The sequence below is a fragment of the Pseudarthrobacter sp. DSP2-3-2b1 genome, from assembly GCF_049895945.1.
Classification (GTDB): domain Bacteria; phylum Actinomycetota; class Actinomycetes; order Actinomycetales; family Micrococcaceae; genus Arthrobacter.
Map to the genome: position 1 here is coordinate 105,573 of NZ_JAFCTI010000011.1, position 21,165 is coordinate 126,737.

Sequence of the window (21,165 nt, forward strand, 5' to 3'; positions counted from 1 at the left end):
GGCTGGTGGCTGCCGGGCTGGTGCAGGGGGTGGTGGGTGCGGGTCCGGCGGGCCAGGTGGCGTCGGTTTCGTTCAGGGTTTCGGTGCCGTTGTCCCAGCCGGTGATCCAGGTCCGGGTGGTCCTGGTGCGGGCGGTTGCGGCGTCGGTGATGGCCTGGGTCCGGGTGCGGTCCACGGCTCCGGCGGCGAGGATCTGGAGGTATTCCACGGTCCGGGAGATGTCTTCGACGTGGCCGGCGAAATCCGCGGTTTCAACGTAGCCGGCCATCGCGAGCCGTGCGGGCGCGGCAGCAGCGGCGGCGTTCACAAGAGCGAGCAGCGCCGCCAACCCGCCGTCGGACATCCCATCAGCGGCCCTATCAGCCGTTCCCTGGTTGGAAGCGCCCCCGGCGGGCTGATCCGCGCGCGTGAGCACGGCAGTGGTACCGCCGGATTCCGCGACCTGATCACTCAAAGCTTCCATGGGAACACTCTGCCAACGGGGTACGACATTTAAGCCGTCGCCGTCCCCGTCGCCGGCGTTCGCTAGCCGAGCAGTGGAAGCGCCCCCAACGGGCTGATCCGCGCGCGTGAGCACGGCGGTGGTACCGCCGGATTCGGCGAGCTGACCAGTGGAAGCTTCCATGGGAACACTCTGCCAGGGGGGTACGACATTTAAGCCGTCGCCGTCCCCGTCGCCGGCGTTCGCTAGCCGAGCATTGGAAGCGCCCCCAGCAGGCTGATCCGCGCGCGTGAGCACGGCGGTGGTACCGCCGGATTCCGCAAGCTGACCAGTCGAAGCTTCCATGGGAACACTCTGCCAACGGGGTACGACATTAACGCAGAGAAGGTGGGTGCGATCAGCAAAAGTCCACTAAATGCGCATTAAACGCTGCCAGCCGCCGCGTCCCCCAAGGATCGCGACGGCCAGCAAGGTCAAACAGTTTTAGCACAGTTCCGCTCTGACCTCAGTGTCAAGTGGCGGGCCTGCGTAACGTTCCGGGTATGTGCCCGAAATCAGTCCCTCCGGGGGTCCACGTTCGTGGCTGCGCCGGCGGGAGTGGCACCACCTTCATCGGACCAGTCTTGGCCCTGGGCGTCATTGAGGGCGGGATCAGATTCAACATCCGAAGTCCCCAGATTCACTGTTTCCGGGTGGGTGCTGTGGGCCGGAATGTGATCCCCGGCTTCGGCTGAGCGGGCTTCGGCTGAGCCCGCAGCGTCAGCCGGCGAGGCAGTGCCCGGGGCACCGGCACTGACCGGGGCGCCGGCGTCGGACGTTTTACCCTTACCGTTTCCAGACGTATTACCCTTACCGTTTCCAGACGTACTGTCATGGTGCACGGCGGAACCGATGACGGTGCCGGCGCGGCGGGCGGCCTCACCCAGCTGGTCAGCCAAGTCCGGGGCTTTTTCCTTGATGGCCTCAGTGGCTGCAGTTACCTTGTCCTGAACAGGCTTGCTGTCCCAGAAGCCCGCCGCCCTGGACTTGAGCTTGTCATAGGCAGCACGGCCGGACCGCGAACCCAGGACGTAACCTGCCGCTACGCCGATACCCAAAAGAAGTTTGTTTTTCACGATGAACTCCTGCTCCGTGAGAAGGTTTTCAGTCCTGGCCTATTGGCCTGGAGAATAGAAAACCGGCCCGGGGATTTTGTCCCCAGGCCGGTTTCCTGGCGCACGTCGCAGTTAGCTGCGGACGCCGCGCTTGGTGATCATGCCGTAAACGAGAAGCACGATGAGGGCGCCGCCGATGGCGAGCAGCCAGGTCTGCAGGGAGAAGAACTCCTGCAGGCCGGTGCCGAAAATCATTCCACCGATCCAGCCGCCGAGCAGTGCTCCAACGACGCCGAGCACGAGGGTGATGATCCAGCCGCCACCCTGCTTGCCCGGAAGGATCGCCTTAGCGATCGCACCAGCGATAAGGCCGAGAATCAGAAATGCAAGAAATCCCATTTTTACGTTCCTCTTCCTAAGTAAAGGAGGTTCCCGGATCCCGGGGACGCTTAATCCTTCTGCCTCAATAGTAATCATGCTTACTATCGGTTTGCCAACCCCACCCGTTATAAAAACGCCTTGTCAGGGACGTTTCAGTGGCCGGTGGCGTCGGAATCGTTGCCAGCCCCCGGACCCTCGTCCAGGACGGCAATTTCCGCTAGATCCAGCGGATCCAGGGCGAAATCGAAGACGTCCAGATTGTCCCTCATCCGCTCCGGATTTCCGGACTTCGGAATCGTTACAAGACCCTGCTGAATATGCCACCGCAGCACCACCTGAGCAGGCGTTTTGTCGTACTTTTCGCCCAACTGGACAAGGATCGGGGCACTCAAAAGGTCTCCTCCTGAGCCGCCCAACGGACTGTAGGACTCCGTGACAATACCCAGCCTGGAGTGAAACTCCCGCTCCGCGGTCCTCGTAATGGCCGGGCTGAGCTGGATCTGGTTCACCGCCGGAACCACGTCCGTCTCCGCGAGCAGGCGCTCCAGGTGCGCAGGCTTGAAGTTGGACACCCCGATTGACCGGACTCTCCCCTCCGCCTGCAGCCGCTCGAACGTTTTCCACGTGGAGATGAACTCGTCACGCTGGGGGAGCGGCCAGTGGATCAGCAGCAGGTCCACATAATCCAGCCCCAGCCGCTGCAACGAGCCGTCCAGCCCGTCAACTGCGCGGTCGTTGCCCTGGAACACGCCATCCAGCTTGGTGGTGACGAAAAGTTCGCCGCGATCCACCCCGCTGGCCTTGATCCCGTCGCCCACCCCCTTTTCGTTGCCGTACTTCACGGCGGTATCGATGTGCCGGTACCCGGCTTCCACGGCGCGGACGACGGCGGCGCTCACCTGTTCGTCGTCCAGCGGCCAGGTGCCGAGACCCAGCTGAGGGATGCTGTAACCGTCATTGAGCTTGATCAGCGGTGCAAGTGTCATTTCAACAGTCTCCCCCGATTTGTCCCTTCCTAGCCCTCGAAGGCGCGGAGAATATTGCCCGCCTGGTAATCGAGCACGGTCCGGGCAACGCTGGACACCTGATCGGGGTTCTTCTGCTGGTCCAGGAACTTCACGAAGCGTGCGATGGCCTGCGCGGCCTTGGAGGCATCGCCGTCGGCAACTGCTTTAGCTGCCTGCTGGACGCTCGCTTCCAACTGTTTGCCCACCGGTCCCGAAACGCCGCCGGACTCAACCTGGTCCTCCAGTGTCTGCTGGAGTGCCTTCACGCTGCCCGGGAGCCAGGCCGCGCGCAGCGGCACGTCAGTAAAGTCCATGTCCGAGGCAAGGTAGAAGTCGGTGTACGAAGGCTGGTTGTAGGTGGTGTTCTGCCGCGCAACTTCGGCACGGTACTGCGGATCGTGCATCAGCGTGTAGAGCTTGTGGTTGGTCACTTCGGTGCTCATGTACATACGAAGGGCAGAGCTGTCAGCTGTCCGGACCAGCATCTCCTCGCGCCAGTCACCCACGACGTCGGCCACCAGGCTGGGGGTGCCCTTGGTGCCGTTGTTGGTGCGGGTTCCCTCGGCGGTCAGCAAGCGTCCGCGCTTGAAGTCATCGATGGTGGGGGTCTGTTCCTGCGAGCCGTTGATGAGCTGCGTAGTCATGTCCGCGGCCCACTTGATGCTCATGTTGGTGCCGGAACCGGTAGTGGAAAGCTTGTCGCCGTCGGCCGACTGCATGCCGATTGCCCAGTTCTCGATGCCGGGGACGGAAGGATCAACGTCGCCGATCATCCCGCGGCCGGTGTCCCTGCCGGAGTAGGCGCCGAACAGGACCTCGCCGGTGGCGGCGTCACGCATAGCGTAGCCGTAGGGGGCGTAGACGCCGCCCTCGTGGACCGTAAAGATCTCCTTGCCGGGGCGGTTTGGATCGATGTCGGTGACGTGCATGGCGTCGCCGTGGCCCAGCCTGGCCTCCTCGCCAGGGGTGGCGCTGGCGGGCGGCATGGTGTCGAACGAGCTGTAGAGGAGGGATCCGTCGTCGTCGATGGTGGCGGAACCGTACACAATCTCCTGCTTGCCGTCGCCGTCCACGTCCGAGGCGCTGAGCGAGTGGAAGCCCTGCGTGGTGAGCGTTCCGAACTCGGGGTCCGTGCCGTCGCGGCCGTGCGGGCCGTCGTTGAACGGGTTGGTCATGGGCGTCCAGCCGGAGTCCACATTCCAGACGGGGGAGAGGTTGGCGCCGTCCCAGGTGTAGGCAGCGAGTGTGCTGCGCGTGTAATAACCGCGGGCGAATACTGCAGCGGGCTTCTCGCCGTCCAGGTACGCGACGCCGGCAAGGAAGCGGTCCACGCGGTTGCCGGGTTCGATCCGGGCCATGGCGTAATCGCCCCACATCAGGCCGTCGTCGTGCCTGCCGGGCTCATATGCCACGGTCTTCAGTTCCTTGCCCGTGGCACCCTCGAACACCGTGAGGTATTCCGGTCCGGAGACAATGAAGCCCTCAAAAGCGCGCAGGACGTTACGGGGGCTTCGCGACGGCGCGTAGACGTCCATGAAATAGTCGGCCACGGCCTCGGCATCAGTCAGGGACAGCGGGTACTGGTACTTCGGGGCGATGCCGAAAGCTTCCTCCAGCGTCGCGGGCCAGTTGCCGGCCTTCACCTCGGGGTGGTCGCTCCAGCCCTGGAAGGTGGCCACCATGTGCTGGTAGTAGTCGGCGGCGCTCATCCGGTAGTCATCGGCGTTGGAGAAGCCGGCGTCCAGGTCGGACTGGAGCATGGAAATGAAGGACTCACCTGCCACCGAACCGTCCGCGTTGTACGAGATGGTCTTGGTCCCCGGCGCCGTCTTGAACATCATCTCCGAGCGTCCGTCGCCGTCGAAGTCGTTCACGAGCATCTGCGTGTAGTGCGCGCCGGAGCGGATGTTGACGCCCAGATCGATGCGGTGCAGCAGGGTTCCGTCCGCCTTGTAGGTGTCCACGTAGGTGTTGCCCGTGTAGCCCACCTGGGAGACGTCCTTGGAGTTGTTCGGGTCCCACTTGACCACGAACTCGTACGCTCCGTCCCCGTCCACGTCGCCCACCGACGCATCGTTGGCTGAGTACGTGTAAGCCTGGCCGGTGGGCGTGACGCCGTCGGCCGGCTTCTTCAGCGGAATGTCCCTGAAGTTGCCGCCCCACGAGGTGGCGGTTGCGCTCCGGTCCAGCTCAACGCCGCCGACGACGGCACGCACGTCGTATTCCGACGCTCCGGTGCCCTTCGCGTCAAGATAGTTGGTGCTGTCCGTGACTGTGGCCAGTTTCTGCCCGTCCCGGTAGACGTTGAAGTCGGTGCCTGTGAGGCCGGTTGCCGTGGCGCCCGTTGCCTCGTGGCCCAGGAGGCGCCAGCTGAGGAATACGCCTTCAGATGTGCCGGCTGCCACCAGCCCGCGGTCGAGGTAGTCCAGCTGCACGCCCGCGGCGCCTGGCTTCACGGAGGGCCCGACGGCGGCTGCCGGGGTTGCGAGGCAGCCAACGGTCAGTGCCAGGCCGGCAACGGCTGCCACAGAGAGGTGGCGCACGGATTTCCTGCTCGGATTCATCGATGAATCCTTTCAATTTTCGATTGGGAAAACGCTTCCCCAGTAACCTAGGGTGCATTGAGTCACAAAGCAACCCTTGCGGCGTGCCCTATATGACGGTATTTAGAACGTTGTAGAGGAGTTGTGCGCTTCGGTGCCTGCTGACTCTTCGGGCTCCCAGCGCAGCAAGTCGCCGGGCTGGCAATCGAGGACGTCGCACAGTGCCTCGAGCGTGGTGAAGCGCACGGCCTTGGCGCGGCCGTTCTTGAGGACGGCCAGGTTCGCCGGGGTGATCCCGACCCTGTCGGCCAGCGTGCCTACGGCCATCTTGCGGCGGGCCAGCATCACATCGATATCCACGACGATCGGCATTCAGATCACCTCGTCGAGCTCGGTGCGCAGGTGCTTCGCTTCCGCATCAAGGGCGACGGCCTGAGCCAGCAATGTTCGGAGCACCAGCACGATCAGCGCAACTCCGGCAATCAGCAATGACGCGCCAGAGATCAGCAGCACTACGCCCGGAGGAGCATCGCCCGGTGCGAGCATCACCGCCAGGGCGAATACGAGCACTGACGCGGCGGCAACGGCCCAGAAGATGATGTCCACGTACCGGAAGGCGCCGCGCGAGAAGACGGTGCCCTTCCGCGCCATCGTCAGGAGGCGCCAGACGCATACGAGCGTGACCTGGACGGCAACGATGCCCAGTACCACGATCAGGAGTGCCAGAATGCGGGTGCCGGTGTCCGTGCCGGACTCTTCAAGGTCTGTGGACAGCAGTGGCACCATCCGCACTTGGACAAAGAGCGAGCCGGCGAGCGCCAGGGCAAGTACTACGCGCAGTGCCAGGGTGGTCAGTTTTCCCACAAGGTCTCCTAGAGTATCGATTTACGGTGAAACTCTATCGATAATCAACAGGTACTACAAGTGCTCGGGCGCTGGTAAGGCTGGGCCCAATGGCGGTGGTGCGTTGCGGGTTGCAGGAGGACAATTCAAGGGTCAGCGGCCCACGGAATCGTCGAGAAATCAGGTCAATATCGTGGTTGAATCAAACGCCAATGAAGACGTGGTCAATCGGCTGATCGCGTGCATCAATGACCGCCACATAGACGTCATGGATGAACTCTTCCATGACGACGCGGTGATGCACTGGCCGCAATCCGGGGAAATCGTCCGCGGCGCGGAAAACCGGAGGGCAATCTACGGCGCATTCCCCCAGCTGCCCACCATCACGCCCCGGCGCCTGCTCAGTGGCGGGAACCTTGTAGTGGCCGAGGCGCTGCTGGACTACAACGGGCCGCAGTACGAAACGGTGTTCATCTTCGAATTCCGGGACGGCAAAATTGCCAAGGAAACGGCCTATTGGAGCGAAGCCTTCGAAGCGCCGGCCTGGCGCGCCCAATGGGTTGAAAAGGCCTGACAGCCGCCGCGCCAAGGCAGGCGCCGGGCCGAAACCCGCAACACCTCCCCGCGGCGCGGTCCGTTGCAGTGCCGTCAGCCGGTACGCCGCGCCCACCTGACGAGGCGGTCGCTCAGGTCCATGAACTTCGGGTCCACCACCTGCAGGGCAGGGTGGGCGTCGTACCACTGGACAATTTCCCGGGCGCCGTCCGCGAACGGGATGCTGGCGGCGTAGCCCGGCACCAGTGACTTGATCTTGGTGTTGTCGAACACCACCGAGTGGGAGCGGTCGCCCAGCAAACCGGGCCCAGTTCGGGGATGCTCCCCGCGTTGAACGCAGCGATGGTTTCCGACGCCACGTGGACCAGCTCAGGCTCCGGGACGCCCGCCGCCCGGGCGAACAGGCGGTAGATCTGGTTCCACGGCAGGTACTCATCGGAGGTGATGGTGTAGCTCTCGCCAACAGCCTGCGGCCTGCCGAGCAGTCCAACAAAGGCCTTGGCGAAGTCCCGGCTGTGGGTCACAGTCCACAGCGACGTGCCGTCCCCGTGCACCACCACCGGCTGGCCGGTGCGCATCCGGTGGATGTCCGTCCAACCGCCCAGCATGGCGATCTTGGTGCGGTCGTAGGTATGGGAGGGCCGGACCACCGTGACCGGAAAATCCTCCGAACGGTAGGCCTCGAACAGCAGGTCCTCGCAGGCAATCTTGTTGCGCGAGTACTGCCAGAAGGGGTTCTTCAGCGGAGTCGATTCCAGGATCGGCAGCCGGGTGGGCGGCTTCTGGTACGCCGAGGCCGAACTGATGAACACATACTGGCCGGTCCTACCGCGGAACAGCTCCATACTGGTGCGTGCCTGGTCCGGAGTGAAGGCAATAAAGTCCGCGACGGCGTCGAACTCCCGTCCGCCCAGCACCTCCTGCACGGATGCCGGGTCGCGGATATCCGCGTGCAGGACCTCGGCGCCGTCCGGCACGGGCCGGCCCGAAGATTGGCCGCGGTTGAGGATGGTTACCCGGTGCCCCAGCGCGACGGCGCGATCTGCCGCCGCCGCGCTGATGATCCCGGTGCCGCCGATGAACAGGATGCTCCGCGGCGCCACGGTATCGGCCACGGAAACCGTGCCGGCTTCGGGAGCGAGCGGATTCACCACGCGTAATCTTCAGGGGCCGGGCGGTGCCCCGGGAAGATGTCATCGAGACGCTTGAGCGCATCGGCGTCGAGCGTGACATCCAGAGCCCGGATGGCGGCGTCGAGCTGTTCCTGGGTCCGCGGGCCCACGATCGGTGCCGTAACCGCAGGCTGGTGCAGCAGCCAGGCGAGTGCAACGTCGCCGGGTGCGTGGCCCAGTTCGTCCGCGAAATCCTCGTACTGCTGGATCTGGTCCTGGTGCTTTTTCAGCGTCTCAAGGGCCCTGCCCTCCGTGCGGCGGACGCCCTGCTCCTGCTTCTTGAGCACGCCGCCCAGGAGGCCGCCCTGCAGTGGTGACCAGGGGATGAGCCCCAGGCCGTACTGCTGGGCGGACGGGATGACCTCAAGTTCCACTTCGCGGCGGAAGAGGTTGTAGATGGACTGCTCGCTGACCAGGCCCGTGTAGTTCCGCCGCCGGGCAGCTTCCTGTGCCTGCGCGATGTGCCAGCCCGCGAAGTTGCTGCTGCCGGAGTACAGGATCTTGCCCTGCTGGACGGCGACTTCGATGGCCTGCCAGATTTCGTCCCACGGGGTGTCGCGGTCGATGTGGTGGAACTGGTAGACGTCGATGTAATCGGTCTGCAGGCGCTTCAGGCTGGCATCCAGTGCCCGGCGGATGTTCAACGCGGAGAGCTTGGATTCGTTGGGCCTATCGGTCATGGTTCCGTACAGCTTGGTTGCCAGGACTGTGCGTTCGCGCCGTTCGCCGCCCTGGGCGAACCAGCGGCCAATGATTTCTTCTGTCCAGCCCCGGTGCCCGGTGCCGCCGTACACATTGGCGGTATCAAAGAAGTTGATGCCCGAGTCCAGGGCGGAATCCATGATCGAGTGGGCGTCCACCTCCTCGGTCTGGGGGCCGAAATTCATGGTGCCGAGGCAGAGTCGGGAAACCTTCAGGCCTGAACGGCCAAGGTGGGTGTACTGCATGGGTGGATCCTTAGGGTCGGTGGGGGCTAAGCGTCGGGAATGTCTGGGTCAGAGCTGGGTGAAGGCAGCGGCAGCGGGATCGGAACCGATGCGTGCGCCGGACTCGAGGGCCGTGATGGAGGCAAGCTCGTCGTCGGTCAGGGTCAGGGAAGAGGCCCCCAGATTTTCCCGCATCCGGGCTGAATCGGCTGACTTGGGGATGACGATGTTGCCGGCGGCAAGGTGCCAGGCGAGGACAACCTGCGCGGTGGTGGCGCCGTGGGCCTGGGCGATCGCCGTGACGGCGCGGCCGTTGAGGTCCCCGCCCTGGCCCAGCGGACTGTAGGCCTCCACCTCGATACCCAGCGCACGGCACTTCGCTGCGAGTTCGGCCTGCTGGTAACTGGGGTGCAGTTCGATCTGGTTGACGGCAGGAACAACTTCGGCGGAGGTCAGCAGCGTATCCACGTGATCTGCCAGGAAGTTGGACACTCCGATGGCGCGGATCTCCTTGTTGTTATACAGGCGCTCCATCTCCTTCCAGGCCTGGACGTAAAGGTCCTGTGACGGGACGGGCCAGTGGATGAGGTACAGATCCACGAAGTCCAAGCCGAGTGCCTTGCGGCTGTTCTGGAATGCTTCCTGCGCCCGGCCCTGCTCGCCGTTGCGGAGTTTTGTGGTGATAAAGAGTTCTTCGCGCGGAATCCCGGCGGCCGCGATGGCAGCGCCCACGCCGGCCTCGTTGCGGTACGCGGCGGCTGTGTCGATGTGGCGGTAGCCGGCTTCCAGGGCATCTTCGACGATCCGCTGGGTATCTTCCGGCGGCACCTGGAAGACTCCGAAACCTAGCTGGGGAATGGTGACGCCGTTGTTCAGGGTCAGCTCTGACATGGTGTGGCTCCTTTGCTGCGGGTATTGCCTACGCTGGGGCCTGGCTGGGAAGCCGGGAAACCGCTTTCAGTGAGGCTCTGGAACGAGCCTATGCACTTTTGGGCAGATAGTCAGCCCTTGACCGTGTTCCTGTTTGTCCTAGGACTGCCAGTCCTACCTTCGTTGTAGATAGCGGTCATTCCGCCGGGGCACAATGGGGTGCATGGGTCAGAGCGCCGAATTCGGAAAGTTCCTCAAAGCCATGCGGTCCCGGTTGAGCCCCGAGGACGCGGGGGCAGAGGGGACCTCAGGCGCGCGCAGGGTGCCCGGTCTCCGCCGCGAAGAAGTGGCCAGGCTTGCCGGTGTCAGCACCGACTACTACGTCCGCCTGGAACAGGGTCGGAACATTCACCCGTCCCGGGCCGTGCTGGATTCAGTGTCGCGCGCACTCCGGCTGGACAGCAGCGAACACGCGCACATGATGGACCTGCTGGAAAACTGCGCTGCCACGTCCCGCGCGCCCGGACCGGCCCAGAGCGCGCGCCCTGCCCTCCGCCAGTTCCTCGAGGCAGTCGGCGATGTTCCCGCGCTGCTCCTGGGCCGCCGGACCGATGTCCTTGCCGGAAACCGGATGGCCTTCCTGATCTTCGCAGATTTCCCCAGGCTTCCTGCTGCGGAGCGGAACCTGACCCGGTGGCTGATCCTCGATCCCCAGGCCCGGGAGTTGTTCCGCGACTGGAAGACTGTGGCAGCGGAAGCCGCGGGTGCGTTGCGCGTGGACGTGGGCAGGCACCCGAATGACGCCCAGGCAAACCAGCTGGTGGGGGAGCTCGCCGTCCACAGCGAGCACTTCCGTCAATGGTGGGCGGGGCACCGGGTGGCTACCAGGTCTTCGGGCGTCCTCAGGCTCCGCCACCCCGCCGTCGGCGATCTTGAACTGAACTTTGAAAACCTCGTCCTCCCCGACGATCCGGACCAGCAACTCAGGGTGTTTTCCGCCAAGCCCGGTTCGCCGTCGGCCGATGCGCTTCTCCTGCTGGGCAGCCTGGGCGCCCCGGCGCTGCCGGATCAACTTGGGCAGCCGGCGCAACCTGAGCCGCCGGCGCAACGTGGGCAGCCGGAGCAACCCGTGCGGCTCGCTGCTGAAGCCGGTCCGCCGTCACCCTGAGAAACGATGATGGCTGCGCCGGAGCGGCGCAGCCATCATCTTTCGGAGCTTGTTGTGGTCAGTGTTCTTCCAGTCGGAAACCGAGCTTGATGGTGACCTGCCAGTCGGCGATCTTGCCTTCTTCGAGGTGACCACGGACTTCCTTGACCTCAAACCAATCGAGGTGGCGGAGGGTCTGGGATGCCTTCGCAATGCCATTGCGGACGGCGTCATCCACGCCCTCGGTCGATGTGCCGACAATTTCAGAAATGCTGTACGTGTGGTTGGACAACTTCGCTCCTCGTGATCGCCTTTGAGTCCCGGTGCGGGCCGTCCTTGCAGACTAGTAGGACTTCCGGGCGGGGGGAAGTGGCAAATCCCGTGGTCAGGCGCCCTGCGGTACGTCCAGCACCAGGGTTTTCAGGTCATTGAGGGTCTGCTGCATGTGTGCATCCATGGCCTCACGGGAGCGGCCGGCGTCCCGTGACTCGAGCGCCTCAGCGATGTTCTGGTGATGCCCGATCGCGTGCTCCTGGATCTCCGGCACTGCAGATGTCTCCGCCCGGCGCTTTTCCAGCACCCGGTGCAGGGGTTCAAAAAGGACAGCCACAAAGACGTTCTCCGACGCCCGCAGGATCAGGTCGTGAAAGGCGAGATCGGCCTCAACAAATGCAGCGACGTCGTTGACATCATGGGCTGCGCGCATCGCAGCCACATGGCCGAAAAGCGTCTGGACGTCCTCGTCGCCAATGCGGGCTGCGGCCAATTCGCAGGCCCCGGTCTCGAGCATCCGGCGCAGTTCGATGAGCTGAACCGATGCGTCCGCCTCATTCTTACCTTCCGAGGCCGCGCGCAGCACAGCTTCCAGGGAAGCCCAGCGATTCAGCGGGTTCACGAAGGTGCCGCGGCCACGTTCGACGCTCAGGATCCGTTGCGCCTCCAGGGTCTTCATGGCCTCGCGGACGGTCATGCGGCTGACATCGTGCCGGGCGCTGAGTTCAAGCTCTCCAGGCACGCTGGACCCGGGCGGAAAGTCCCCTGCAATGATCCGGTCGAGGAGTTCGTCAGCAACGACGCCCACCAGTGATTTCCTTGCCATGTTCCCCCTGCCGAGCATTGCCACATATGTCTGACAAGTCTACTTGCGCGTTTTCGTTGTGGTGTGCCACACTATTTCAAATGTTAGATGTCAGACATCTTACAGATACCAAATTCACCACAAGATTTCACACAACGGAGTGCACAGTGACGCTTGAAGCAGACATCCTGGCGGCCTTCCCGGCAGAGGTCCAGATTCCCGCCCGCCTGGTCGCGGATGCGGTGGCCGCCTCCAGCGCGGTGACTCCCAGGATGCTGGTAGTGCTCGACGACGACCCCACCGGAACGCAGTCCGTTTCAGATCTGCCCGTGCTCACCAGTTGGGACGTCGAGGACTTCATCTGGGCGTTCGGCCAGGCAAAACCCGCCGTCTACGTGCTGACCAACACCCGCAGTCTGGATCCCGCCGAAGCAGCCGAGCGGAACGAGGAAGTGGTCCGCAACGCGCTGGCCGCCGCCGGTTCGAGCGCTGCCGGAACCGGCTCCACCGGTGAGTCCAACCTGCGGCTGGGGTTTGTCAGCCGCAGCGACTCGACCCTCCGCGGCCACTACCCGCTGGAACCTGACGTCATCGCCGCCACCGTGGCTGAGGTCACCGGCGAAAAGACCGACGGCGTGGTGCTGGTCCCGGCGTTCCCCGACGCCGGCCGCGTGACCATCGGCGGGGTGCACTACATGCGCGGCACCGGGGAGGATGCCGGAAAGCTCACGCCCGTCGCGGAGACCGAATTCGCCAGGGACGCCAGCTTCGGCTTCGCCAACTCGGACATGGCCAAGTACGTGGAGGAGAAGTCGCAGGGCCGTTTCGCCGCAGAATCGGTGATTGTGCTGGACCTAAACATCATCCGCGCCGCCACCGATCCTCAGACCACCGCCAATGCCATCGCCGACGCCATCGCGCCGGCCACCGATTCCACCCCGATCGTGGCGGACATCGTCACCGAGAACGACCTCCGCGCTCTGTCCCTGGGTCTGGAGGAAGCCGAACGCCGCGGAAAGAAGCTGCTGTACCGCGTGGGTCCGCCGTTCGGCCGTGCCCGGATCGGCCAGGAAATCCGTAAAGAACTCAGCGGCGCCGAAGCCTATGCCGGCAACACCCCGTCCCTGGCCGGTGGCCTGATCGTGGTCGGTTCCCACGTGGGCGTCACCACCCGCCAGCTCAAGGCCCTGACGGAACAGCACAGTGCGGCGCGCATCATCGAGATCGACGTCGAAAAACTTCTCGCTGCCGAGACCGAAACAGCTGCCGACGACTACCTGAACCAGACCGTCAGCACCGTGGTGGATGCGCTGCGCGGGGGAGACGTCATTGTCCACACCAGCCGCCTGCTCATTAAGACGGACAACCCCGCCGAAAGCCTCCGGATCGCCCGGACCGTCTCGGCCGCCGTCGTCGCCGTGGTGAACCGGACCCTAAAGACCTTCCCGCCCCGGTTTGTCATTGCCAAGGGCGGCATCACGTCCTCAGACGTCGCCGCCCACGGCCTGGAAATCCGCCACGCCATTGTTCGCGGGCCCATGCTCCCCGGCATCGTCAGCCTCTGGGAGCCGGTGGACGGCCCCGCAAAGGGCATTCCGTACATCGTCTTCGCCGGAAACGTGGGCGATGACCAGTCCCTGGCGGACGTCACCCGCAAGCTCAGCAACACCTTCTAACCAGCGCCCCACCCAACGCCACTGCCATTCGCCGCCACCGGAATTCACAGGAGAACACCATGACCAGCAACTACACCGTCACCGTCCTGGGCCTCGGCGCCATGGGCCTGCCCATGGCCACCCGCCTGGCCTCCCAGCTCACCGTCCACGGCTTCGACATCGCCGAGCCGCGCCTCAAGCTCGCCGAAGAAGCCGGCATCCGCACCTTCGCCTCCGCCAGGGAAGCCTCCAAGGGCGCCGACGCCCTGCTCCTGGCCGTCCGCAATGGCGAGCAGCTCAACGATGTCCTCTTCGGCGAGAACGGCGTGGCCTCCGTACTCGAGCCGGGCGCCGTGGTCATCCTCGGCAGCACCGTGGGCACCGAAGCCATCCCCGCCACGGTCGCAAAGCTGGCCGAATACGGCGTCGAGCTCGTGGACGCGCCGCTGTCCGGCGGCCCCAAGCGCGCCGGCGAAGGCGATCTGCTGATCGTCGTCGGCGCGTCCCCCGAGGCCCGCGAAAAAGCTGCCCCGGCGCTTGAACTCCTCGCTTCCACGCTGACCGTTGTTGGCGACAAGCCCGGCGACGGCCAGGCCCTCAAGACCGTCAACCAGCTCCTCTGCGGCATCCACATCGCCGCCGCAGCAGAGGCCATGGCCCTCGCCGACGCACTTGGACTGGACCAGGCCAAGACCCTGGCCGCCCTCGAAGCCGGCGCCGCAGGTTCGTTCATGCTCTCCAACCGCGGCCCGCGCATCCTCGAGGCCTACACCGAGGAAGGCGCCGAGGTCCTGTCCCGCCTGGACATCTTCGTCAAGGACATGGGCATCGTGGGCAAAGCCACCCGCGCCGCCGGCCTGGCAGCCCCCGTTGCCGCCGCCGCGGAGCAGCTCTACCTCCTGGGCCAGGCCCAGGGCCTCGCCGCCGCCGACGACTCAGCCGTCATCAAAGTCGTGGCGCCCACCAAACGCACCGCCTAAGCACAACGGCCTCAAGCGCCTCACCCCAAACGTACGACGACGGCGGTCCCCCCTCCGCCGTCGTCGTACCTTCCGGAATCCCCGGCACAGCACTACCCGGCACCACGTCCCAAACAGAAATATCCAGCGCCCGCTAGCCCGTCTTCTGGAAGACTGGCTTGTCAAAGGAGACACCCGCAATGAACCCCCTGATTAACTCGCTGATGGTGCGGGCGGCCGATGCCCCAGCCATCAAACCCGCCGTGGAGCTGGGTACTCCGCTGCTGCTCACCATCGCGGCCATTGGCATCGCCGTACTGCTGGTGATGATCATCCGCTTCAAGATCCAGGCCTTCGTGGCCCTGCTGACCGTCAGCATCGCGGTGGCCGTGGCCTCGCAGATCCCGCTCAAGGACGTCTTCACAGTCGTGGCCAACGGCGTGGGCGGCACCATGGGCAAGGTGGCGCTGCTGATCGCACTCGGCGCGGTGCTCGGCCGGATGATTGAAGTCTCCGGCGGCGTGCAGTCGCTGGCCTCCCACTTCACGGAGAAGCTTGGTGCCAAACGCGTGGCGGTGGCCCTGACCGCCGTCGGCTTCCTGGTGGCCATTCCCGTGTTCTTCGAGGTGGGCATCATCGTGCTGGTCCCGATCGTCTACGCGTTCGCCAAGATCGCCAACGTGCACCCGGTCAAATTCGGCCTGCCGATGGCCGGCATCATGCTTGCCATCCACGTGGCCGTTCCGCCGCACCCCGGCATCGTGGCGGGCGCAGGCGTGTTCGGCGCCGACATTGGTTTGATCACCCTGATCTCACTGATCATCTGCATCCCGCTGGGCTTCCTGTCCTACTTCGTTGCCAGCATCATGAACCGCAAGGATTACGAGCTGCTCCCCGGCGTCAAGGCCCAGGTGGACGAGTTCGGTTCCGATTCCCTGGTGAAGGTGGGCCACGACGGCCCCGGCGCGGCAGCGATTGCTCCTCCCCGCCCGGCCCTGATCATGTTCCTCATCGCCGCTCCGATCGTGCAGATCCTGATCGGCACCCTGGGCACGCTCACCATCCCCAAGGATAATTCGTGGTACGGCCTGGCGGTTTTCATCGGTAACCCGTTCTTCGCCCTCCTGGTGGCCGTTGCACTGTCCTTCTTCCTGCTGGCTGTCCGCCGCAACTGGTCGCTGCGCGAAACCGGCGAGATCTTCGAGGGCGCGCTGCCTCCCATCGCCTCCATCCTGATGGTGGTTGCCGCCGGCGGCGTGTTCGGCGAAGTCCTGCGCACCTCCGGGATCGGCGCCGCGCTGTCCCAGACCCTTGACCACCTGGGCCTGCCGGTCATCGTGCTCGGCTTCGTCATCTCCCTGGCACTGCGCGCAGCCCAGGGTTCGGCCACCGTCGCGATCGTCACCACCACCGGCCTGCTGACCTCGGCCGTGATGGAAGGCGGCTACTCACCGGCCCAGATCGCCGTGATCGTCATCGCCATCGGCTTCGGCTCGCTGGGCCTGTCCCACGTGACCGACGCCGGCTTCTGGACCGTGGTGCGCTACTACGGCCTTACCGTGTCCGACGGACTCCGCACCTGGACCGTGCTCACCACCATCCTCGGCCTGGCCGGCTTCGCGCTGACCTTCGTCGCCTGGATCCTGGTGGGAGGCCTCGGCATCTGATGCGCACCCGACTCGACCAGCTGGTCACCTCCGCCCTGCAGCAGAACTCCGCCGTTCCGGCGTTCACCTGCTACGACTTCACCACCGCGCTTGCCGTGGTGGGCGCCGCCGAAGACGCGGGCCACGGCATCATCCTGCTGGTGGCCCCCAAAACGGCCGCAACCACCAACGGCCTGCGCCTGATCGCCGCCCTCCGCGGGCTGGCGGACGGTGCGTCCGTCCCGGTAGCCGTCCAGCTTGATCACGCCACTGACCTCAAGGTGATGGCCGACGCCGTCGCCGCAGGGGCGGATTCCGTCCTTGCGGACGGCTCTTCCCTCGCGTATGAGGACAACATCGCGCTGGTCCGTGAGGCGCGCGCCCTGCTGGGTGCCGGCGTCGTACTCGAAGCGGAACTCGGCGGCCTGGCCGGTGACGAGGACCGCGCCTTCGGCGCGGATGAGGCCGGCGTTGACGTAGCCGGCCTGACGGATTCCGCCCTCGTGGAGGACTTCCTGGCCCGGACCGGCGCGCAGCTGCTGGCCGTCGCCGTGGGGAACGTGCACGGCAAGTACAAGGGCGAGCCGCAGCTGCGCTGGGATGTCCTCCAGGACATCGCGGTGCGGACCCACATCCCGCTGGTGCTCCACGGGGCTTCCGGCATCCCGGCCGGCGAGCTGGTCAAGGCTGCCGCCATGAACGTGGGCAAGGTGAACTTCAATACCGAGCTCCGCACCGGCGTCCTGTCCACGCTCCAGGAGCAGCTGCCGGCGCACCGGGCCGACGGCGAGAACCTTCAGGGCCTGCTGGGCCACTGGAACACCTCCGCCAGGGAGTTCGCAACAGCGGCGCTGGGCATGCTCACCCGCTGAGCTTGCAGGGCACGACGCCGTTGCTCGCCGTCGTGCCCGGTCTCGCCGCCGTAGCGGCTTAGGAGCGCCCGGTAGGAGGTCCGCCGGAGTTCTGGCCGCGGCCGCGCTTCAGGCGGAGAATGTTCGTAACAGGTAAGGACGGAATCCGGCGCAGGTAGGGGACCGCAGGTGAGTGGCGTAAAGGAGCGCAGGCCAGCCCCGCGGTATAGGCCGTCCAGGCGGCCGGGGCCTGCCCCACAGCCCGAAGGCGTGATCCAGCGCGACCTTGGCATCGACGCAGTCCGCTTCATCTGCCTGGCCCTCGTGGTGGTGAGCCATTGCATGATGGTCAGCCCTGTCCTGCATGCGGACGGCACTGTGACCAGCGAAAACACGCTGGGCGAGCAGCCTTGGTTCGAACCCGTCATCTGGATCTTCATGGTGATGCCGCTGTTCTTTGTGACCGGCGGAACCACCGGCCTGCGGTCCTGGTTGCGGCTGAAGGCCCGCGGCGGCACCGGGTTCGAGTTCGCCCAGGCCCGGCTTCTGCGGCTCGTCCGGCCCGCGGCGGCGCTCCTGGCAGTGATGTACGTGGGCCTGTGGACGGCACTGCTGCTGGGGGTGGACCCCCAGGTGACCCAGCTGATCGCCACCGGCGCGGGTATGCCCCTCTGGTTCCTTGCGGCCTATCTCGCGGCACAGCTGAACATCCCGCTGCTGGCACGGTTCCATGCGCGTGCACCCTGGCTGACCCTTGCCGCTTTGGTGACGCTCGTGGTGGCCGTGGACTGCCTGCGCGGAGCCCTGCCCCAGCTCGCATACGCAAACCTGGTCTTCGTGTGGTGTGCCGTGCAGCAGCTGGGCTTCCTGATGGCCGGCGGTCACTTCGCCAAGCTCCCGCGCTCCGGCCTGCTGGGACTGATTGCGGCGGCCAACCTCGTGCTGGGCCTGGCCACCGGGCTGGGCCTCTACCCGGGAAACATGCTGGTTAACCTCAACCCGCCCAACCTGTGCCTCGTTCTCCTGGGCGTTTCCCAGGCCGCTGCGCTCCAGCTTTTCCGGCCGGGCCTCGACTGGGTATCCACGGTGCGCTGGGTCCGCGCCGTGGTGTCCGCGGCCGGGCGGCGTGCCATGACGGTGTACCTGTGGCACCTGCCGTTGCTGGCCGCGATGTCAGGGCTGCTGCTCCTGACCGACCTCCCCAAACCCGCGGCCGGTACGGCGGCATGGTGGTGGGCGCGGCCCCTGGTCCTCTTGAGCGTCATTGCCCTCCTGCTCCCCGTGATTGCCGTATTCGGGCGCCTTGAGGAACGTCCGACGGCGGCTGTCCACGTCCGCGGCAGGCCCGCCGCCGCGGTGGTGACGGCCGCCGTCGCCGTCTTCATTCCGGTGGCGGATGCCGCCTTCAACGGCCTCACCCTGGCACTGCTTGGCGGCGGCGCAGCGTGCTTTGTGTTGGCTGTCCTGCTGCTGGGCCGGATCCCGGAGCGCCCGCCCGGGCAGGCTGTTTCCGAATCCGGGAAGGGGGAGGGCAGGGCATTGCAAGCGGGGCCAAGTAGTGCCAGTGTCGAACCATGACTGAGAACATGGTTTCCCTTGAGGATGAGTTCAGCCCCGACGTATCGCTGGCACGGGACGATGTGCATCACCGTTACGAGCTGCGGGTGGGCGGGAAGGTGGCCGTCCAGTCTTTCTTCCGGGACCAGCCCGGGCACATTGATTTCACCCACACGGAAACCGCCGAGGAATTCACCGGCCAGGGGCTGGGCAAGGTACTGGCCCACTTCGCGCTGGATGACGTCATAGCATCAGGTAAACGGGTCATTCCGCACTGCCCGTTCATTGCCAGTTACCTCCGCAAGCACGAGGGCTACGAACAGCACATCGACTGGCCCGAGGACTAAAAGGGCTGCCGGTCCCCGCTCCGGAAAGGCGGGCTGGTAGACCGGGCATTCCTGGCAGGCGGGCGTGGCAGCCAGGGTAGCTCCCAGCCTTGTGGGCCGGGCCGCATCTTCGTAGAGTCGTAAGTGGGCCATGCAGCCGGCCCACGGTACTTTCCGTGGAGATTCCCGTGAGCCACAGGCTTTCCCACCATAAGCTTCGAGTCGTTGTCCATTGCGACGTTGACCCGGGGCAGATCCGGTTGGACGCCGGCGGTTGCCTGACACAGTCCACCTTTCCGGCGCTTCTGCACCTGCTGCTCCGGGCGCACCGGTTGGTGTCCAGCCCCGCCATTTCGCTGGACCTGAGGCGTACCATCCATCTTGACGCAGGGGTTCTGGCCCACCTTCGCCGGCTCGCCAACCCTGACAGCCAGCCCGGGGGTCACCATGATGTGCTGCACCAGGGGCTCGGACGGGCGGCCGCCGCTGCGTTGGAGGAGGCCGAAAATCTCCGGCTGACCCTCATTGAACCGGTCTACCTGCCGGTGTGCCCGGTCCATTCCGGTACCCACTTCGAGGCTGCCCACCGGGACGCTGCCGAAGCTTCGGTGGTTGAGCACCCCAGCCAGCCGACGGATCCGGCCAGCCCGGTACGTCCCTCCCGCGCAGCGTCAGCCAAGCGGGCGCGGCGCGAACGGGCAAACAAGGCCGTCCACCTGCACCTTTGAGGGTCCTACGCGCCCGTCCGCTGTGCTGGAATGCCTTTCTTGCGTTGCCACTCAATCGCATGCCAGAAGAGGAGCGCCAGGACGTTCAACAGCCCCGCGAGGACTGCCCAGGGCGCAAGACTCATCAGAATGTAAGCCAGGGGCTGGACGGCGGGGTTCGGGCCCATCATGGACGCTGCGTTTGCCGAGACCCCCACTCCGCCGATCAGGAGAATTGCCGCAACAAGCCACAGGGCAACGATGAAGGGGTTCACCGAGGTCCAGGCGGGGCGGCCTGCATCGGTGGACTCTTCGAGTTCGAGGGAGGCCGGCTCGATCGGCTTGCCGTCCTGATCCACCTCGCGGAACCTGATGTTGTTTCCCGCGTCCTGCTCCATTGTTGCCCCCTGATGATCGATCCCGCGCTGATGATCGTGCGCCGGTACGGCCTGCTGATACCAAGACCCTACTAGGACCGGGGGAAGCGGTGGGGGACCGCCGGTTAGGCTTGGGCCCATGACGCCACAGGACAGCAGGACCACAGCGCTGATCACCGGTGCCAGCGCCGGCATCGGCGCTGAATTTGCCCGGCAGCTTGCCAGCCAGGGCCACAATCTGGTGCTCGTGGCGAGGGACCGGGCCCGCCTCGAGGAGGAGGCTGAGGACCTTGAACGGCGGTACGGGATCAGCGCTGAGGTGCTGCCCGCAGACCTGACGGACGACGGCGGTGTGGCCGCCGTCGTCGGACGTCTCACCGAGAGCGCACGGCCGGTGGAGATCCTGGTGAACAACGCGGGCCGCGGGCTGCTGGGCGAGTTCGAGCAGAACAGCATCCTGGACGAGAAGCGGGGGCTGGTGCTGCACTGTCAGGTGCCGCTGGAACTCACGCACGCCGTCCTGCCGGGCATGCTGGCGCGCGGATCCGGGCGGATCATCAACGTGGCCAGCATCGCAGCGTTTCTCCCACGGGGGACGTACTCTGCGGCCAAGGCCTGGGTGCTGAGCTTCAGCCGCTGGGGGAACGCGGCTTACGGAAAGCGGGGCGTGAAGGTCACGGCCGTGTGCCCGGGCTCAACCCACACCGAGTTCCACGAGCGGATGGGAACGGACAAATCCGCAACACCGTCCTGGCTGTGGCTGACCGCCGAACGGGTGGTCCGGGAAGGGCTGGCTGACAACGCCCGCGGCAGGGCCGTGTGCGTCCCGTCCAAGCGCTACAAGGCGCTGGCATTGGTGGCGCCGCTGCTGCCTGGGCGTCTGGTCATCCGGCCGGCCCCGCGTGCGAAGCAGGTCCCGGCTTCATAACCTGCAGCAGCCGGACACGGCTGAGGCCCGCCCTGCGTGATTCCCCCAAGGAAATCACGCAGCACGGGCCTCATGAGCGGACTACAAGACGCAGTCAGGCA

21 protein-coding genes and 2 pseudogenes are annotated in these 21,165 nt (G+C 65.5%); 10 read left to right on the forward strand and 13 right to left on the reverse strand.

Features of this window, described 5'->3' with window-relative positions; translation table 11 throughout:
• The 7 genes and pseudogenes from ACP7AX_RS14340 to ACP7AX_RS14370 form a co-directional block, all read right to left on the reverse strand.
• A pseudogene (locus ACP7AX_RS14340) lies at window positions 1-463 on the reverse strand (HNH endonuclease signature motif containing protein); the annotation flags it as partial.
• Between the two features lie 533 nt (window positions 464-996).
• Window positions 997-1,557 carry a hypothetical protein gene (locus ACP7AX_RS14345; protein WP_426227215.1) on the reverse strand — a complete coding sequence of 187 codons (561 nt, stop codon included), beginning with the start codon at window positions 1,555-1,557 and terminating at the stop codon, window positions 997-999.
• 111 nt (window positions 1,558-1,668) lie between these two features.
• Complete coding sequence (locus ACP7AX_RS14350) at window positions 1,669-1,935, reverse strand: GlsB/YeaQ/YmgE family stress response membrane protein (RefSeq protein ID WP_108599113.1); 267 nt, start codon at window positions 1,933-1,935, stop codon at window positions 1,669-1,671.
• 134 nt (window positions 1,936-2,069) lie between these two features.
• Window positions 2,070-2,903: an aldo/keto reductase gene (locus ACP7AX_RS14355; RefSeq protein WP_426227217.1), complete on the reverse strand. Its 834-nt coding sequence runs from the start codon at window positions 2,901-2,903 to the stop codon at window positions 2,070-2,072.
• Window positions 2,904-2,932: 29 nt separating this feature from the next.
• The gene (locus ACP7AX_RS14360) at window positions 2,933-5,488 is read right to left on the reverse strand and encodes a rhamnogalacturonan lyase (protein ID WP_426227219.1); all 2,556 of its coding nucleotides are present in this window, start codon (window positions 5,486-5,488) and stop codon (window positions 2,933-2,935) included.
• A gap of 102 nt (window positions 5,489-5,590) precedes the next feature.
• Complete coding sequence (locus ACP7AX_RS14365; protein WP_426227221.1) at window positions 5,591-5,839, reverse strand: helix-turn-helix domain-containing protein; 249 nt, start codon at window positions 5,837-5,839, stop codon at window positions 5,591-5,593.
• Window positions 5,840-6,331, reverse strand: coding sequence for a DUF2975 domain-containing protein (locus ACP7AX_RS14370; protein ID WP_426227223.1), 492 nt, complete (start codon window positions 6,329-6,331; stop codon window positions 5,840-5,842). It lies immediately after the preceding gene.
• 172 nt (window positions 6,332-6,503) lie between these two features.
• Here ACP7AX_RS14370 and ACP7AX_RS14375 point away from each other — a divergent pair, with 172 nt between their 5' ends.
• Complete coding sequence (locus tag ACP7AX_RS14375; RefSeq protein WP_426227225.1) at window positions 6,504-6,884, forward strand: nuclear transport factor 2 family protein; 381 nt, start codon at window positions 6,504-6,506, stop codon at window positions 6,882-6,884.
• A 74-nt stretch (window positions 6,885-6,958) separates the two neighbouring features.
• Here ACP7AX_RS14375 and ACP7AX_RS14380 read toward each other — a convergent pair.
• The 3 genes and pseudogenes from ACP7AX_RS14380 to ACP7AX_RS14390 form a co-directional block, all read right to left on the reverse strand.
• Window positions 6,959-8,019, reverse strand: a pseudogene (locus ACP7AX_RS14380) (SDR family oxidoreductase).
• On the reverse strand, window positions 8,013-8,984 hold the full coding sequence (locus ACP7AX_RS14385) for an aldo/keto reductase (protein WP_426227227.1): 972 nt from the start codon (window positions 8,982-8,984) through the stop codon (window positions 8,013-8,015). Before ACP7AX_RS14385 ends, ACP7AX_RS14380 begins: the two are co-directional and overlap by 7 nt.
• A 48-nt stretch (window positions 8,985-9,032) precedes the next feature.
• Window positions 9,033-9,854 carry an aldo/keto reductase gene (locus ACP7AX_RS14390; protein WP_426227229.1) on the reverse strand — a complete coding sequence of 274 codons (822 nt, stop codon included), beginning with the start codon at window positions 9,852-9,854 and terminating at the stop codon, window positions 9,033-9,035.
• Between the two features lie 202 nt (window positions 9,855-10,056).
• Between ACP7AX_RS14390 and ACP7AX_RS14395 the strand changes: the two genes are divergently transcribed.
• Window positions 10,057-11,001 carry a helix-turn-helix domain-containing protein gene (locus tag ACP7AX_RS14395; RefSeq protein ID WP_426227231.1) on the forward strand — a complete coding sequence of 315 codons (945 nt, stop codon included), beginning with the start codon at window positions 10,057-10,059 and terminating at the stop codon, window positions 10,999-11,001.
• A 58-nt stretch (window positions 11,002-11,059) separates the two neighbouring features.
• On the opposite strand, the gene ACP7AX_RS14400 is transcribed toward ACP7AX_RS14395, so the two are convergent.
• Both ACP7AX_RS14400 and ACP7AX_RS14405 read right to left on the reverse strand, forming a co-directional pair.
• Complete coding sequence (locus tag ACP7AX_RS14400; RefSeq protein WP_131684733.1) at window positions 11,060-11,272, reverse strand: dodecin; 213 nt, start codon at window positions 11,270-11,272, stop codon at window positions 11,060-11,062.
• Window positions 11,273-11,365: 93 nt separating this feature from the next.
• Window positions 11,366-12,079 carry an FCD domain-containing protein gene (locus ACP7AX_RS14405; protein ID WP_131684732.1) on the reverse strand — a complete coding sequence of 238 codons (714 nt, stop codon included), beginning with the start codon at window positions 12,077-12,079 and terminating at the stop codon, window positions 11,366-11,368.
• Window positions 12,080-12,225: 146 nt separating this feature from the next.
• Here ACP7AX_RS14405 and ACP7AX_RS14410 point away from each other — a divergent pair, with 146 nt between their 5' ends.
• The 7 genes from ACP7AX_RS14410 to ACP7AX_RS14440 all read left to right on the forward strand — a co-directional run bounded on the left by ACP7AX_RS14410 (window position 12,226) and on the right by ACP7AX_RS14440 (window position 19,780).
• Window positions 12,226-13,734, forward strand: a complete 1,509-nt coding sequence (locus ACP7AX_RS14410; RefSeq protein WP_426227234.1) for a four-carbon acid sugar kinase family protein — start codon at window positions 12,226-12,228, stop codon at window positions 13,732-13,734.
• 59 nt (window positions 13,735-13,793) lie between these two features.
• Window positions 13,794-14,693, forward strand: a complete 900-nt coding sequence (locus ACP7AX_RS14415; protein WP_426227236.1) for an NAD(P)-dependent oxidoreductase — start codon at window positions 13,794-13,796, stop codon at window positions 14,691-14,693.
• 179 nt (window positions 14,694-14,872) lie between these two features.
• Window positions 14,873-16,339, forward strand: coding sequence for a GntP family transporter (locus ACP7AX_RS14420; protein ID WP_131684729.1), 1,467 nt, complete (start codon window positions 14,873-14,875; stop codon window positions 16,337-16,339).
• A complete protein-coding gene (locus ACP7AX_RS14425) occupies window positions 16,339-17,190 on the forward strand; it encodes a class II fructose-bisphosphate aldolase (protein ID WP_426227238.1) in 852 nt (283 codons plus the stop codon). Before ACP7AX_RS14420 ends, ACP7AX_RS14425 begins: the two co-directional genes overlap by 1 nt.
• Window positions 17,191-17,439: 249 nt before the next feature.
• Entirely contained in the window at window positions 17,440-18,747 is a 1,308-nt protein-coding gene (locus ACP7AX_RS14430) for an acyltransferase family protein (protein ID WP_426227240.1), read from the forward strand.
• Window positions 18,744-19,073, forward strand: a complete 330-nt coding sequence (locus ACP7AX_RS14435) for an N-acetyltransferase (RefSeq protein WP_131684727.1) — start codon at window positions 18,744-18,746, stop codon at window positions 19,071-19,073. The genes ACP7AX_RS14430 and ACP7AX_RS14435 overlap by 4 nt, the downstream gene beginning before the upstream one ends.
• A gap of 167 nt (window positions 19,074-19,240) precedes the next feature.
• Window positions 19,241-19,780: a hypothetical protein gene (locus ACP7AX_RS14440; protein ID WP_426227242.1), complete on the forward strand. Its 540-nt coding sequence runs from the start codon at window positions 19,241-19,243 to the stop codon at window positions 19,778-19,780.
• A 5-nt stretch (window positions 19,781-19,785) separates the two neighbouring features.
• Here ACP7AX_RS14440 and ACP7AX_RS14445 read toward each other — a convergent pair whose 3' ends face one another.
• Window positions 19,786-20,157 carry a hypothetical protein gene (locus tag ACP7AX_RS14445; protein ID WP_426227244.1) on the reverse strand — a complete coding sequence of 124 codons (372 nt, stop codon included), beginning with the start codon at window positions 20,155-20,157 and terminating at the stop codon, window positions 19,786-19,788.
• Between the two features lie 118 nt (window positions 20,158-20,275).
• On the opposite strand from ACP7AX_RS14445, the gene ACP7AX_RS14450 reads away from it, so the two are divergent.
• On the forward strand, window positions 20,276-21,064 hold the full coding sequence (locus ACP7AX_RS14450; RefSeq protein ID WP_426227246.1) for an SDR family NAD(P)-dependent oxidoreductase: 789 nt from the start codon (window positions 20,276-20,278) through the stop codon (window positions 21,062-21,064).
• Window positions 21,065-21,165 lie beyond the last annotated feature (101 nt).

What these genes read in the sequence shown, in the direction of transcription:
- ACP7AX_RS14350 (WP_108599113.1), bottom strand. Translation starts at nt 1,935, where the DNA reads ATGGGATTTCTTGCATTTCTGATTCTCGGCCTTATCGCTGGTGCGATC.
- ACP7AX_RS14355 (WP_426227217.1), bottom strand. Translation starts at nt 2,903, where the DNA reads ATGACACTTGCACCGCTGATCAAGCTCAATGACGGTTACAGCATCCCT.
- ACP7AX_RS14360 (WP_426227219.1), bottom strand. Translation starts at nt 5,488, where the DNA reads ATGAATCCGAGCAGGAAATCCGTGCGCCACCTCTCTGTGGCAGCCGTT.
- ACP7AX_RS14365 (WP_426227221.1), bottom strand. Translation starts at nt 5,839, where the DNA reads ATGCCGATCGTCGTGGATATCGATGTGATGCTGGCCCGCCGCAAGATG.
- ACP7AX_RS14385 (WP_426227227.1), bottom strand. Translation starts at nt 8,984, where the DNA reads ATGCAGTACACCCACCTTGGCCGTTCAGGCCTGAAGGTTTCCCGACTC.
- ACP7AX_RS14390 (WP_426227229.1), bottom strand. Translation starts at nt 9,854, where the DNA reads ATGTCAGAGCTGACCCTGAACAACGGCGTCACCATTCCCCAGCTAGGT.
- ACP7AX_RS14395 (WP_426227231.1), top strand. Translation starts at nt 10,057, where the DNA reads ATGGGTCAGAGCGCCGAATTCGGAAAGTTCCTCAAAGCCATGCGGTCC.
- ACP7AX_RS14405 (WP_131684732.1), bottom strand. Translation starts at nt 12,079, where the DNA reads ATGGCAAGGAAATCACTGGTGGGCGTCGTTGCTGACGAACTCCTCGAC.
- ACP7AX_RS14415 (WP_426227236.1), top strand. Translation starts at nt 13,794, where the DNA reads ATGACCAGCAACTACACCGTCACCGTCCTGGGCCTCGGCGCCATGGGC.
- ACP7AX_RS14420 (WP_131684729.1), top strand. Translation starts at nt 14,873, where the DNA reads ATGAACCCCCTGATTAACTCGCTGATGGTGCGGGCGGCCGATGCCCCA.
- ACP7AX_RS14425 (WP_426227238.1), top strand. Translation starts at nt 16,339, where the DNA reads ATGCGCACCCGACTCGACCAGCTGGTCACCTCCGCCCTGCAGCAGAAC.
- ACP7AX_RS14435 (WP_131684727.1), top strand. Translation starts at nt 18,744, where the DNA reads ATGACTGAGAACATGGTTTCCCTTGAGGATGAGTTCAGCCCCGACGTA.
- ACP7AX_RS14445 (WP_426227244.1), bottom strand. Translation starts at nt 20,157, where the DNA reads ATGGAGCAGGACGCGGGAAACAACATCAGGTTCCGCGAGGTGGATCAG.
- ACP7AX_RS14450 (WP_426227246.1), top strand. Translation starts at nt 20,276, where the DNA reads ATGACGCCACAGGACAGCAGGACCACAGCGCTGATCACCGGTGCCAGC.